Source organism: Streptomyces fulvoviolaceus (genome assembly GCF_000718165.1).
Classification (GTDB): domain Bacteria; phylum Actinomycetota; class Actinomycetes; order Streptomycetales; family Streptomycetaceae; genus Streptomyces; species Streptomyces fulvoviolaceus.
In genome coordinates this window covers 149,262-162,693 of record NZ_JOEY01000016.1, presented here as the reverse complement: position 1 = coordinate 162,693, position 13,432 = coordinate 149,262, and the positions used below count along the sequence as shown (strand labels likewise).

At 72.0% G+C, this 13,432-nt stretch carries 13 protein-coding genes; 4 read left to right on the top strand and 9 right to left on the bottom strand.

The window, feature by feature from the left end:
* The first annotated feature begins 3 nt into the window (after window positions 1-3).
* Window positions 4-1,581, top strand: coding sequence for a SulP family inorganic anion transporter (locus IG08_RS0119005; protein WP_030603518.1), 1,578 nt, complete (start codon window positions 4-6; stop codon window positions 1,579-1,581).
* 58 nt (window positions 1,582-1,639) lie between these two features.
* On the opposite strand, the gene IG08_RS0119000 is transcribed toward IG08_RS0119005, so the two are convergent.
* From IG08_RS0119000 to IG08_RS0118970, 7 genes are all read right to left on the bottom strand, one after another.
* The gene (locus IG08_RS0119000) at window positions 1,640-3,022 is read right to left on the bottom strand and encodes an MFS transporter (RefSeq protein ID WP_030603515.1); all 1,383 of its coding nucleotides are present in this window, start codon (window positions 3,020-3,022) and stop codon (window positions 1,640-1,642) included.
* Window positions 3,019-4,002: a hypothetical protein gene (locus tag IG08_RS0118995; RefSeq protein WP_052424778.1), complete on the bottom strand. Its 984-nt coding sequence runs from the start codon at window positions 4,000-4,002 to the stop codon at window positions 3,019-3,021. The genes IG08_RS0119000 and IG08_RS0118995 overlap by 4 nt, the downstream gene beginning before the upstream one ends.
* Window positions 3,989-4,330: a darcynin family protein gene (locus IG08_RS0118990; RefSeq protein ID WP_030603510.1), complete on the bottom strand. Its 342-nt coding sequence runs from the start codon at window positions 4,328-4,330 to the stop codon at window positions 3,989-3,991. Before IG08_RS0118990 ends, IG08_RS0118995 begins: the two co-directional genes overlap by 14 nt.
* A gap of 2 nt (window positions 4,331-4,332) precedes the next feature.
* Window positions 4,333-5,280 carry a TauD/TfdA family dioxygenase gene (locus IG08_RS0118985; RefSeq protein WP_052424777.1) on the bottom strand — a complete coding sequence of 316 codons (948 nt, stop codon included), beginning with the start codon at window positions 5,278-5,280 and terminating at the stop codon, window positions 4,333-4,335.
* Window positions 5,281-5,322: 42 nt separating this feature from the next.
* Window positions 5,323-6,861, bottom strand: a complete 1,539-nt coding sequence (locus tag IG08_RS0118980; RefSeq protein ID WP_030603504.1) for an AMP-binding protein — start codon at window positions 6,859-6,861, stop codon at window positions 5,323-5,325.
* Complete coding sequence (locus tag IG08_RS55870) at window positions 6,858-7,499, bottom strand: thermostable hemolysin (protein WP_030603501.1); 642 nt, start codon at window positions 7,497-7,499, stop codon at window positions 6,858-6,860. Before IG08_RS55870 ends, IG08_RS0118980 begins: the two co-directional genes overlap by 4 nt.
* A 162-nt stretch (window positions 7,500-7,661) precedes the next feature.
* Complete coding sequence (locus IG08_RS0118970; RefSeq protein WP_158812257.1) at window positions 7,662-8,372, bottom strand: TetR/AcrR family transcriptional regulator; 711 nt, start codon at window positions 8,370-8,372, stop codon at window positions 7,662-7,664.
* 156 nt (window positions 8,373-8,528) lie between these two features.
* Here IG08_RS0118970 and IG08_RS0118965 point away from each other — a divergent pair, with 156 nt between their 5' ends.
* On the top strand, window positions 8,529-8,963 hold the full coding sequence (locus IG08_RS0118965; RefSeq protein ID WP_030603494.1) for a hypothetical protein: 435 nt from the start codon (window positions 8,529-8,531) through the stop codon (window positions 8,961-8,963).
* A gap of 29 nt (window positions 8,964-8,992) precedes the next feature.
* Here the strand turns inward: IG08_RS0118965 and IG08_RS0118960 are convergent, their stop codons facing one another.
* Entirely contained in the window at window positions 8,993-9,400 is a 408-nt protein-coding gene (locus IG08_RS0118960) for a RidA family protein (RefSeq protein ID WP_030603491.1), read from the bottom strand.
* A gap of 97 nt (window positions 9,401-9,497) precedes the next feature.
* Here IG08_RS0118960 and IG08_RS0118955 point away from each other — a divergent pair, with 97 nt between their 5' ends.
* Window positions 9,498-9,881, top strand: coding sequence for a winged helix-turn-helix transcriptional regulator (locus tag IG08_RS0118955; protein WP_030603488.1), 384 nt, complete (start codon window positions 9,498-9,500; stop codon window positions 9,879-9,881).
* Window positions 9,882-10,464: 583 nt separating this feature from the next.
* Here IG08_RS0118955 and IG08_RS0118950 read toward each other — a convergent pair.
* Entirely contained in the window at window positions 10,465-11,853 is a 1,389-nt protein-coding gene (locus IG08_RS0118950) for a cystathionine beta-synthase (protein WP_030603485.1), read from the bottom strand.
* 347 nt (window positions 11,854-12,200) lie between these two features.
* On the opposite strand from IG08_RS0118950, the gene IG08_RS0118945 reads away from it, so the two are divergent.
* Window positions 12,201-13,226 (top strand): SGNH/GDSL hydrolase family protein, encoded by a 1,026-nt coding sequence (locus IG08_RS0118945; RefSeq protein ID WP_030603482.1) that lies wholly within the window; start codon window positions 12,201-12,203, stop codon window positions 13,224-13,226.
* Window positions 13,227-13,432 lie beyond the last annotated feature (206 nt).

Below are 13,432 nucleotides of genomic sequence, written 5' to 3'. Positions count from 1 at the left end.
GCCATGAACCTCTCCGTCGTCCCCACCCTCACCGACCTCCGCACCATGACCCGCAACCCCCGCCGCGACCTCCTCTGCGGCCTCACCGTCGCCGTCGTCGCCCTCCCCCTCGCCCTCGGTTTCGGGGTCACCTCCGGACTGGGTGCCGCCGCAGGCCTCGCCACCGCGATCGTCGCCGGGACGCTCGCCGCGCTGTTCGGCGGCAGCGCGCGCCAGGTCAGCGGGCCCACCGGCGCGATGACCGTCGTCCTCGTGCCGATCGTCCATCACTACGGCGCCGACGGCGTCCTGACCGTCGGTCTGCTGGCCGGGGTCATGCTGCTCGGGCTCGCCTTCGCCCGGGCGGGGGCGGCGATGGCGTACGTGCCCGCGCCGGTGATCGCCGGTTTCACCCTCGGGATCGCCTGCGTGATCGCCCTCCAGCAGGTGCCGAACGCGCTCGGCGTCCCGCTGCCGCGCGGCGAGCAGGTGGCGGTCGTGGCGGCGCGGGCGGGAGAGGAGTTCGCGCGCACCCCGCACTGGCCCGCGCTCCTCCTCGCCGCCGCCTCGGCGGCCCTGATGCTGGCCGGCGCCCGCTGGAAGCCGACCGTGCCCTTCTCGCTCGCGGCCGTCGCCGCCGCGACCGCGGTCGCCGAGGCCCTGCACCTGTCCGTCACCCGCATCGGCACGCTCCCGGCCGCCCTCCCCGCGCCGTCCCTCGGCTTCCTGGACGTCGGCCGCGTCCCCTCCCTCCTCGCCCCCGCCGCCGCGGTGGCCGCCCTCGCCGCCCTGGAGTCCCTGCTGTCGGCCTCCGTCGCGGACGCGATGCGGCCGGGCGAGCGCCACGACCCCGGCAAGGAGCTCTTCGGCCAGGGCATCGCGAACCTCGCGGCCCCGCTGTTCGGCGGGGTACCGGCGACGGGTGCGATCGCGCGGACGGCGGTCAACGTCCGCACGGGTGCCGCCTCCCGGCTGGCCGCCCTAGCGCACGCCGTGATCCTCGCCGGGATCGTCGCGGTCGCGGCCCCGCTGGTGGGCCGTATCCCGCTGGCGGCCCTGGCCGGTGTCCTGCTGGCGACGGCCGTACGGATGGTGGAGACGGACGCGGTCCGGGCCATGGCGCGGGCGACCCGCGGGGACGCGCTGGTCCTGGTCCTCACCGCGGCCGCGACGCTCGCGCTGGACCTGGTGCGGGCGGTGCTGATCGGCCTGGGTGTCTCGGTCCTCCTCGCCCTGCGCGCGGCGGTCCTCGGCACCCGCCTCACGCCGGCCGCCGCCGACGAACTCCCCGGCCCGGGCACCGGCACGGTGACCTACCGCTTCGACGGCCCGCTCCTGTTCGCCGCCGCCCACCGCTTCCGCCGCGGCCTCGCCGACGTGCAGGGCGTCACGGCCGTCGACCTACGGCTGTCCGGCCTCACGGCGGTGGACGCGACCGGCGCGCTCGCGCTCAGGGACGCGGTCGACGACCTGCGCGGCCGCGGCATCGAGGTCCAGGTCACCGGGGTCGGCGACGGCCACCGCAGGGTCCTGGAATCCCTGGGGGTACTCCCTGTCGTCCCGAGTCCGAACAGGTACGAGAAGCAGCCCGGGCTGGTGTGAACGCGCCGAGGGCCGCGACCGGGCGAACCGGTCGCGGCCCCTGAACCGCCGTGCTCCGTCAGGTCGTTGTCGTCCGCTCCCTGGGCGCCGTCAGCGCCGGGGCGAGGACCAGCAGCGCGACCAGGACGGTCAGCGCCCAGAAGGCGCCGTTCCCTGCGTGCGACGAGGTGGCCAGTACGGCGGTGAGCGCCGCGATGCCGTTGACGCCCACCGCCGAGCCGATGTTGCGCACCATGGTCGCCGCGGACGTCGCCACCCCGAGCTGCTCGGCGGGAGCCTGGTCCTGGAGCAGGGCGAGCGTCGCCGCGGTGACGGCGCCCGTGCCGAGGCCCGCGGTGACCCCGGCCAGCCAGGGCAGCGCCCCGGTCGCACTGCACACCGTGCTGGCCAGCAGCACCAGCGAGCCGGCCAGCATCGGCGGCCGGTAGCCGCGCTTCGCGACCATGCCCCCGGTCACCGCGCTGCCCAGCACCCAGCCGACCGCCGAGACACCGACGATGACCGCGACCTTCGTCGTCGAGGCGCCCTGCGCGGCCAGCCGCACCGGCAGGACGGTCACCGTCGCGTACATCACCACGCAGGCCCCGACCGTGGCCAGCGCCGCCCCCGCGGAGGGGGTCCGGGCGAACACCTGCCGCGGCACCAGCGCCCCGCCGAAACGGCGCAGCAGCGCCAGCACACCGAGGCCGACGACCGCGGCCGCCGTACCGCCGACCGCGCCGAGCCCGAGGGAGGAGCCCTGGAGCCCGGCCAGCAGGAGCACGGAACCGCCCGTGACCAGGGCGTACTCCCTGGCCGGGAACCCCTTCGACGGGGCGGGGGCGTCCGCGGACCGCCCGGGCAGCGCGACAGCGACCGCCAGCATCACCACGACGCACAGCGGCACGTTCACGAAGAACACCCAGCGCCAGCCCCAGGCCCCGGTGATCGCGGCGCCGACGACGGGACCGAGCACCGCGGCGACGCCCCAGACCATGCTCAGCATGCCCTGGGCCGCGGCCCGGCGCTCGGGGCCGTAGAGCCGTCCCACGATCACGTAGCTGGAGACCACGATCGCGCCGGCGGCCAGGCCGTGCACGACCCGCGCCGCCACCAGCACGCCGAACGAGCCGGCGAACCCGGCCGCCGCGGAGGCGGCGAGGAACGCCAGGGTCGCGCCCACCGCGAGCACCCGGTCGTCGAGCCGGTCGGCGATCCAGCCCGCCAGCGGCGTGCCGGCGACCTGGGCCAGCATGAACCCGGAGACCAGCCAGGCGTAGCCGCCGCCCGCGCCGCCGCCGACGTCCGCGAGGACGTCGGGCAGGACCGTGCCCATCACGGTGGCGTCCATGGCCGCGAGCAGCAGGGCGAGCACCGCGGCGGCCACGCCCACCCTGCCCGCCGTGGCCCCGGCCCGCGGCCGAGTCGCCGAGGAGACGGCGCCCACGGCCGAGGAGGTCACAGCACGCTCCCCGGGACGGTGGCGGACAGCACGGGCTCGTCCGCGTGGTGGACGCGGCTGACGCCCGCGAAGGAGGCGATCAGCTCGCGCAGTTCGTCGTCCAGCACCTCGTCCACGGTGTGCAGGGTGCCGTCGGCCGCGAACAGCCGCTCGCCGAAGCCGATGGTCATCCTCAACTGCACGGCCGCGGACGGGTTCCCGGTGACGAAGTCGACGCCCAGGGCCTCGGTCGTCGCCTCCTGGAAGGCCGCGGCCAGCCGGCGGTTGAGGTCCTCGATCTCGCCCAGCAGCACCCGCACCCGCGCCTGCTGGTCCTCGGTGAGCTCCGGGTACAGCAGCTTCATCGCCACGTGGTCGATCTTCACGTGCCGTGCCTCGTCCAGGCCGTGGGTGTGCAGCAGACGCGTGAAGAAGCGGGCGCGCCGCGGGTCCAGGCTGTCGGTGCGGTGCTCGAAGACCGTGATCACGGACTCGCCGACGTAGGCCGAGCAGCACAGCGCGACCAGCTTCACGTACGGGTGGTCGTCGGTGCGGAAGACGTCGAGGCGTTCGTCGAACAGGGCCTTGTGGACCCGGGGTTCGACGCCGGTGAGCGCGCGCACGTACCGGTAGAACGTGTTGGCGTGCTGGATCTCCTCCGCCGCGAAGCAGGACAGCGCGTGGTGCAGTTCGTGCCCCGTGTTCACGGGGTCCCGCAGGTCGTGCAGTTCCCCCATGACCAGGGCCATGACCGCGCTGACATGGCGTTCGATCTCGGCGAGCTGGGCGAGTTCCTTGGTGATGTACGCGACCGCCTCGGGCTCGTGGCCGGGCTCTCCGTAGGCGACCGTGGACAAGTACGCCAGTTCCTCGAAGGTGGCGGCCTCGGACCAGTCGAAGGCGTTCGGGTGGAAGGTGTTGACGTGGGCGAGCCGGGTCACCGAGGCGAGTTCGGCCCGTACGGCCCCGGCCACGTCCGCGAACTGCTCAGCCGTTGTCATTGCCCTGCTCCTTCTCGTACTCCTTGTAGCCGTCCGGGACGCCGATGGTGATGTCGTGGATGCGCACCCAGCCGCGGGCGATGAACTCGCTGTCCCTGAGGCCCTCGACGAAGTAGTAGTAGGCCTTCAGGTCGTCGGTCTCGATCAGCAGGAAGTCGGAGTAGTCGGCGGCGAACGCCTCGGCGTCGAAGTGCCGGACGGTCAGCCGGTCGGCGTACGGGGCGACGATGTCCTTCTGGAAGACCTCTTCGTACCTGCCGCGCTCCTCCCTGCTCAGGCGCAGCCAGGAGGGGTCGAACTGGTAGCGGATGACGATGCCGTACTTCACGGTCAGCTCCTGGCGTAGCTCTGCGAGTTGAGGATGGCGCGGTCGGGGTCGGTGATGGCGCGGCGGCCGTGCATGACCCGGGAGTTGTCGATCAGGACGATGTCGCCGTCCTGCCACGGGATGTCCTCGGTCACGGCCTCGGTGACGGAGGTGTACTCGGCGACCAGGTCGTCGGGTATGGACGAGCCGTCGGCGAACCGTATGTCCGGCGTCTCGTAGTTGAAGGAGGGGCCGAGCAGGCTGTTGGCCCAGGCGGTGCGGGTGGACCACTTGGTGGGGTGGGCGGCGTACACCTGGAAGTCGTAGTGGAGGCTGCCGTCCGCGTTCTCCCGGAACTCCACCTTCGAGCCGGGGTTGGCCTGCTCGTACAGGTCGGCGACGGTCACCTCGTCGGGGCCGCGTCCGTCGCCGGCCATGAAGGCGGCGAGGCGGCGCCACAGTTCGGCGGGCACGGTGCGGGCGTAGCGGACGGGCTGCGCGGCGAAGGCCTCCTTCGCCCGGTCGGAGAGCGCGTCCCAGACGCGGTAGCCGTCGCAGACGGTGGTCTCGGAACCGGACCTGGCCGCCTTGACGCAGTGGAACCACAGCAGTTCGGGCGCGTACGGCGTGCCGCCGTTCTCCAGGTGCAGGCCGATCGGGTCGTGGCCGGAGTCGACCTTCTGCGCGGCGGAGCCGTGGAAGACCCGGGCGGGGTCGAGCGTGGTGCGCGAACTGTACTGCTGCACCAGGTCGTTGAAGTCCTCCACCGTCGGCTGGAAGCCGCGGAGCAGGAGGTGTCCGGCGTCGGCCAGCAGCCCGTCGAGTCCGGCCTCGAAGAGGGCGGCGAAGGAGACGCCGGCGCCGTGACCGGGGTTCGGGGTGATCATCATGGCGTCGCCGTTGCCGACGGACGTCAGCCGGAGGGCGTTGTGTGCCTTCGCGGTCTGCAGGGTGTTCTGGGCAGCGTTCATCTCATCCCCCATGAGTTGGGATCTGCGTCGGGTGGGTGTGGATCAGTGGGCAGGGGCCGGCTCGGCGGCCCGCACGAGTTCGGCGAGGATCAGGTCCCGCCGGGGCCGCCCGGTGACGGTGAAGTACCGCTCCCGCAGCGCCGTTTCGTCCGGTACGGCGATGAAGCGCTCGGGCCGGTCGGTCTCCGCGAGGTGCTCGGCCGCGTAGGCCCGGGCCTGCCGCTCCGCCTCGCCGTCGCCCGCGGCCTCGGCACCGGTGGTGACGAGCAGCGCGGTGAGGTACTCCATGCCGTCGCCGAAGAGGACGGCGTCGACCACGGAGGGGCAGGTCCGCAGCCGTCCCTCGACCCATTCCGGGGAGACGTTGCGTCCGTGGCTGGTGATGATCACGTTCTTGAGCCGGCCCAGAATGCGGATGGAGCCGTCCGGGTCGATCTCGGCACGGTCGCCGGTGTGCAGCCGGCCGTCCTCGTCCACCGGTCGGCTGGTGGGGTCCTCGACGGTGTAACCGGCGAACAGGGAAGTGGACTTCACGAGCAGCTCGCCCTCGGCGGAGAGCTGCACCTCGCAGTGCGGCAGGGGCCGGCCGACCGTGCCGGGCCGCCAGTGCGCGGTGGTGTTCCAGGAGACCACCGAGCTGTTCTCGGAGAGCCCGTAGCCCTCGTGGACGCGCAGCCCCGCCGCGTCGAGCCGCAGCAGCGCGGCCGCGTCGACCGGTGCGCCGCCGGCCATCAGGAACGGCCGCCGGCCGGGCCCGAACACCGCGTCCGCGTCGGCGCCGCAGCCGGCCACCGCCTTGTCCAGGGCACTGACCACCGCCGGCGGCAGCACCGCGGCGGTCGGCTCGCCGGCCCCGAGCCACCGCAGCGCGTCGTCGGCGCGGGAGCCCGCGGTGCCGAGCAGGGCGACGGAGTCGGGCAGCAGCACCATGCGGCCGCCGCGCAGGATCGGCAGGTAGACGGCGGTCACCTGCTCGATCAGCAGACTGAAGGGGACGAGCGAGAGATACCGCTCGAAGATGCCGGGCGGGCAGACCGTGTGCAGCGAGTCCAGGAGCGCGGCGAGTCCGTGGGCGCGGATCTTGACGCCCTTCGGAGCGCCGGTCGTCCCCGAGGTGTGGATGATCTTGACGATCCGGTCGACGTCGTCCGGTACGGCCGTCCCGGTCACCGGTTCGTCCGTGTCGTACGGCGTGACGTCCACGATGTCGACCACCTCGGCCAGGCCCCACTCCCGGAGCCTGCGGGCGCCCGCGGTGTCGACCAGGCACACCTGGACGTTCCGCAGCAGCGAGGCGGCCTGCTCCGCCGAGAAGGCGAGCGGGACGGGCACCTCCACCAGCTCTTCGAGGAGTAACGCGAGGTCGGCGGCCACCCACTCCGGGCCGTTGCCGGCGACCAGGCCGACCGGGGTTCCCGCGGGTGTCCCCCGTGCGTCCAGCGCGCGCCGGATGCCCTCGCTCCACGCCCGCATCCGCCCGTAGGTGAAGGTCCGCGGGGCCGATCCGTCGTCCGAAAGCCGTTCGACGAGCGTCCTGTTCGTGTTCTCGGGCGCGCACAGCGCCTCCAGGACCACCTTCATCGGACGCCCGCCGTCTCGGCGAGGGCCGCGGGCCGGTGCCAGGTCACCGCCAGGTGGTAGCCGAGTTCGGCGCGTTCGCTGATCTCCGCGCCGAAGTGGCGCACGTCGACGTATCCGGCCATGGGGTCGGTGTCGTAGTAGGTGCCCCAACGGCCCTGCTGCTCCTGGGGGAGCTGGTCCTCGCGGGCCTGGGTCACCGGGGTGAAGCGGATGCCTATGCGGGCCAGCAGGGCGGCCAGCCGGCGGGTGATGGTGCACATGATGAACTCGGCGCCGTTGCACCAGCAGAAGGCGGGCAGCATCCGCACCAGCGCGAGCCCCGCTCCGGGTTCCACCGAGGCCAGCGGCCCGATCTCGACCAGCGCGGTCGGTTCGCAGGCGGTGCCGGTACGCCCGGTGAGGGTGTCGGCGGCGGAGGCCCCGAAGTAGTTCTCGATGAACAGCGGGCGCGATCCGCCGTAGGTGAGTCCGGCGCAGGCCACAGGCGCCGTCTCGGAGCTCCCGTCCGGGCTCAGCGCGACATAGGAGTCGGGCGAGGGCTCGATTCGGGCCTGGTAGTCGCGTACGTAGCGGGTGCGAGCAAGATCCCCGCATGCCTCCCACAGGGTGCTCCCCCTGCGGGCGATCGTGATGCGCATGTCCCCTCCGTTTCACGGTCGCCTGCTCCTGGCGGGCAGGCACGCATCACGTTATGACTACTGGTCACTTTTTGACACCCAGTTCAAGTAAGGGGGTGGTAAGAGCAGAAACCGGACTCAGCTCCTCCGCCAAGGGCGGTTACGGAGCGTTCCGGAACCCGGTCACCGGTCGCCGTCGGCCGCCGTCACGATCTCGTTGACCACCTGCTGGATCGAGGTCAGCTCCTCGGCCTCCAGGCGGGGCCAGCCGAGCCCCTGGACCATGGAGGCCAGCACCTGCAGCCGGTCACGGAGACTGTCCTCCTCGGCCCACAGGAACCGGCGGGACAGCAGGTGCATCGCCGCGTAACCGAGGATGTACGAGCGCAGGGCATCGACGGCGACGGCGGGCGTGAGCCGCGGATTGTCGAACGGCCCCTCGGCCACCGCGCGCTCCACGACCGAGCCGACCACCTGCGCCATCTGCGACTCGACCAGGTCGCGCCGCTTCAGCCGGGTCTCGGACGCGGCCTCGCACACGGCGTCGGTGCGGGCGGTGATGCTGCACTCGAACAGCACGGGGGCCACCTCCGCGTGCCGCATGTAGGCGAGCATCAGCGCGTAGAGGGCCGACACCCCGCCCCACGCCAGGTCGGCGATCGCCTGGTAGTAGCGCAGCTGCCTGCGGGCGCTCTCGGCGGACAGCTCGATGAGCAGGTCCTCGCGACAGGTGAAGTGGTTGTAGATGGTCCCCTTGGAGTAGCCGGCCGCGTCGGCCAGGCGTCCGAGGGTGAGGTTGTGGAAGCCGTCGCGCTCGATCATGTCGAGCGCCAGACGGACCAGCATCTGGTCACGCTCCGCGACCTCTTTGGCTTTCCTTTGCACGGTACGCATGCGCGTCATTATGAATGACCGCAAGTCGTATATCGACTGTTGGTCAAAGATTCTTTCCGGTGATCCCACCACAACTCCACACGGGCACCCGGAACAGGGGGGATATCCCCAGTGCGGCCGCCTCCCCCGCTCCCTACCGTGGATCGCATGACCGGAATGGACGCGCGGGACACCGAACTCAAGAAGGACATCAACGCCTCCCTGCAGGCCCGCAGGGAACTGGGCGAGGAGTACGAGTCCGCGCTGGTCGACTCGTTCATGGAGAAGGTCGACCAGCGCATCGACGGCGCGGTGGAGCGCCGGCTGCGTCGGCAGCTCGCCGAGCAGCAGATGGTGGTGGCCCGGGGCTCCCGGTCACCGAAACCCACCGATTCCTGGGGCGAGCGCTTCGGCTTCGGCATCGTCTCGCTGGTGCTGGCGATCCCGCTGTCCGCGATCGGCGGCGCCGTGGCCCACCTCCCGGGCCTGCTCGTCGCCTGGGCCGGCATCGTCGGCGTGAACGCCTTCCAGGCGGTCCGCGGCAACCCGGACCTCTTCCGCGGCCGCCGACGCCACCACCGGCCCTCCCAGGACAGCGACTGGGAGGACTGACCGAGGCCGCCCGACCGAAGCGCGGCTGTTCAGTCGAGAACCGCCGTGGCCTCGATCTCGACCAGATGGTCGGGGACGTCCAGCGCCGCGACGCCCAGCAGCGTGACCGGCGGCACCGGGGTGACCTCGAGCCGCGCGGCCGCCCGGGAGATGCCCTCCATGAGCAGCGGCATCTTGTCGGGGGTCCAGTCGACGACGTGGACGGTCAGTTTCGCCACGTCGCCGAAGGAGCCGCCCACCTCGGCCAGGGCGGTGCCGATGTTGAGGTAGCACTGCTCGACCTGCGCGGCGAGGTCGCCTTCGCCGACCGTGACCCCCTTCGCGTCCCAGGCGACCTGCCCGGCGATGAAGACCAGCCTCGACCCGGATGCGAGCGACACCTGCCGATAGGCGTCGATCTCCGGCAATCCGCTGGGGTTGACCAGGGTGATGGCCATGTTGTCCGCCTCCCGTGCTCTCTTGTGGTTACTGGGGAACCGTAGGAGAGTGGCCGCCGACATGGAAGAACGCACTTTTCGGTGACTGGGGAACCTGATGGTGACCAAGCAGTTCAAGGGCTCGCCCGAGGAAGCGGCGGACTTGCGGCGCGCGGACTCACTGGCGCGCGAGATCTTCTCGGACGTGGCCAACAAGTGGGCGCTCCTGATCATCGAGACCCTCGGCGAACGCACCCTGCGCTTCACCGAGTTGCGGAACGGGATCGAGGGCATCAGCCACAAGATGCTCACCCAGAACCTGCGGATGCTGGAGCGCAACGGCCTGGTCGAGCGGAGCGTGCACCCCACGGTGCCGCCGCGGGTCGAGTACACCCTCACCGAGCCGGGCCGGGGCCTGCGCGCGACCGTGGACGGGATGTGCGACTGGACGCACCGGTACCTCGGTCACATCGAGGCCGCGCGGGATCTCTTCGACGCCTGAGGCGAATTCGACGCCTGAGAAGGGGTCGTGGAAAAGCTATGCGCGGGGACCGCCGCACCCCCGTTACCGGGGGGCGGGACGACGGCGGTCCCCGCGAAGGACGCGTGCCGGGTCAGGGCCGGGCGTGCGCGTCCCAGGCGTCGGTGGAGGTCCGGGAGCCGCTCCGGAGGTCCGTGACGCCGTTCGGTTGTCGGCGGGGGCGGGGAGCCGCTCCCGCCCTGCCGACAACCACTAATGTGCCGGACCCGTGTTAAGCGGGTGCTGCGCGGACGTGTCGCCCTCGTACCACTTTCGCGAAGTCCACCGTTCGGGTGGGAAACCGCAAGTTCGCCGTGGCCACGGGCCGTTCACCGGACGTTTCCCATAGGGCCCGTCCGGCGGATTGTGCCGGCGTCGCGGGGTCCGGCACGCGCTCCCCCACTGCCTCAAAAGCGTGGGGGGACCCCCAGCGGCGTTGTCGTCGGTTGCCGACTCCCCCATCGCGTCGCCGCCCCCTCCGCCTTGCAGCTGCACGCACCAGACCCCGCTCGGGTTGCCTGGCAGGCGCCGCTTCTTGCAGCCGGCCTGATCCGCCGGAAGGGCTCTACTTCCCGCCCTTGGCGAGGAAGGCCAGCAGGTCCTGCCGGCTGATCACACCGGTGGGCTTGCCCTCGACGAGGACGATCGCCGCGTCCGCCGTGCCGAGCACGGTCATCAGGTCCCCGACCGGCTCGCCGGAACCGACCTGGGGCAGCGGGGCCGACATGTGCTTCTCCAGCGGGTCCTCCAGCGACGCGCTCTTGGTGAACAGCGCGTCGAGCAGCTCGCGTTCCACGACCGACCCGACGACCTCGGCGGCCATGACGTCCGGGTGACCGGCGCCCGGCTTGACGATCGGCATCTGCGAGACGCCGTACTCGCGCAGCACCTCGATGGCCTGACCGACCGTCTCGTCCGGGTGCATGTGGACGAGGGACGGGATGGCGCCGTGCACCTTGTCGTTGAGCACGTCGGCGACGCGGGCGCTGGGGCCCTCGTCCTCGAGGAAGCCGTAGTCGGCCATCCACTCGTCGTTGAAGATCTTCGAGAGGTAGCCGCGCCCGCTGTCCGGCAGCAGCACGACCACGACGTCATCCGGCCCGAGCCGCTCGGCGACCCGCAGCGCCGCCACGACGGCCATACCGCAGGAACCACCGACGAGCAGCCCCTCCTCCTTCGCGAGCCGGCGGGTCATCTGGAAGGAGTCCTTGTCGGACACGGCCACGATCTCGTCGGCGACGGTCCGGTCGTAGGCGGTCGGCCAGAAGTCCTCACCGACGCCCTCGACGAGATACGGCCGCCCGGAGCCGCCCGAGTACACGGAGCCCTCGGGGTCCGCGCCGACGACCTGCACCTTGCCGTCGCTGGCGTCCTTCAGATAGCGCCCGGTGCCGGAGATGGTGCCGCCGGTGCCGACGCCCGCCACGAAGTGGGTGATCCGCCCCTCCGTCTGCTCCCACAGCTCGGGGCCGGTCGAGTGGTAGTGGGAGAGCGGGTTGTTCGGGTTGGAGTACTGGTCCGGCTTCCACGCACCCGGCGTCTCACGGACCAGCCGGTCGGAGACGTTGTAGTAGGAGTCGGGGTGCTCGGGATCCACGGCGGTGGGGCACACGACGACCTCCGCCCCGTACGCCCGCAGCACGTTGATCTTGTCGGTGCTCACCTTGTCGGGGCACACGAAGATGCAGTGGTAGCCCTTCTGCTGGGCCACGATGGCGAGGCCGACACCGGTGTTCCCGCTGGTCGGCTCGACGATCGTGCCGCCGGGCTTGAGCGCGCCGCTCTCCTCCGCCGCCTCGATCATGCGCAGGGCGATGCGGTCCTTCACGGAACCGCCCGGGTTGAAGTACTCGACCTTGGCCAGGACGGTCGCCTGGATGCCCGTGGTCACACTGTTGAGCCTCAGCAGCGGGGTGTTGCCGACGAGGCTGATCATCGAGTCGTGGAATTGCACCGTTGTCTCCGGATGCTGCAAAAGATGTGGTGGTAGTGGTTCCGCCAGCCTATGGCCTGTACGGGTCGCATGACGTTCGTTCACTGCCTGTTGGGATTGGGCCACGGTCCGTGCGGGGCAAGGAGTGGGTGTACGGCTAGGGCCTGTCTTCCGGATCAGGCCGACTTCGACACACGGTGCCTGACCGGCGCCGGTGAGCGGGGCCTGGTGCGTGCAGCTGCAAGGCGGAGGAGGGCGTCGACGCGGAGCGTCGGCAACCGACGACAACGCGGCAGGTGTGCGCACCAGGCCCCGCGGCCCCGGGCTGATCCGGAAGACAGGCCCTCAAGAGGAGGTGGCGGCGACGTATGACGAGCATGTCGAGGGCGAGGGTGGCCCGGCGGATCGCGGCCGGCGCCGCGTACGGCGGCGGCGGGATCGGTCTGGTCGGCGCGGCGGCCGTGGGTGTGCTGCTGGCGGAGGTACAGCTGGTCAAACGCCAGGTGGGCAACGGCGAACCGCCGCACGTCCCCCAGGCGGAGGGCCGCTACGGCCACGTCTACACCACCCCGGACGAACCGCACCTGCGCCTGACGATGCTGGGCGACTCCACGGCCGCCGGCCAGGGCGTCCACCGGGCGGGCCAGACACCGGGCGCGCTGCTGGCGTCGGGGCTGGCCGCGGTGGCGGAACGCCCGGTGGACCTCCGTAACGTCGCCCTTCCCGGGGCGACCTCCGACGACCTGGACCGCCAGGTGGCCCTGACCCTGGCGAACCCGGCCCGGGTGCCGGACGTCTGCGTGATCATGATCGGCGCGAACGACGTCACCCACCGCATGTCCGCGGCCCTCTCGGTCCGCCATCTGTCCTCCGCGGTACGACGGCTGCGCACGGCCGGCGCGGAGGTGGTGGTCGGCACCTGTCCCGACCTGGGGACGGTGGAGCAGGTGCAGCAGCCGCTGCGCTGGCTGGCCCGACGGGCCTCCCGGCAGCTCGCGGCCGCCCAGACGATCGGTGCCGTCGAACAGGGCGGCCGCACGGTGTCCCTGGGCGACCTGCTGGGCCCGGAGTTCGCGGCGAACCCGCGTGAGCTGTTCGGCCCGGACAACTACCACCCCTCCGCGGAGGGCTACGCCACGGCGGCGATGGCGATCCTGCCGACCGTCTGCGCCGCGCTGGGCCTCTGGCCGGCCGAGGAGGACCGCCCGGACGCCTCCCGTCGCGAGGGCTTCCTCCCGGTGGCCCGCGCGGCCGCGGAGGCCGCCTCGGAGGCGGGCACGGAGGTCACGGCGGCACTGTCCACGGGACCGAAGGGGCCGTGGGCGCTGCTGAAGCGGCGCCGGCGCCGAAGGGTCCCGGAGCCGGAGCGGACCCCGGCGACTCCGTCGACTTGATCTCGCCCCCGCCGCCCCTTCCCATTCCCGTCCCAGGGGGGCTCTGCCCCCTGGACCCCCGCTCCTCAAACGCCGGAGGGGCTGTTTTAGCCCGCCCGGCGCCTGAGAACGAGAACTGCCACCCCGAACCAGGCGCCGGGCCACGCAATCAGCCCGTCCGGCGTTTGAGGACGAGGCCGTTCAGGCCGACAGCGGGGGCTGGGGGC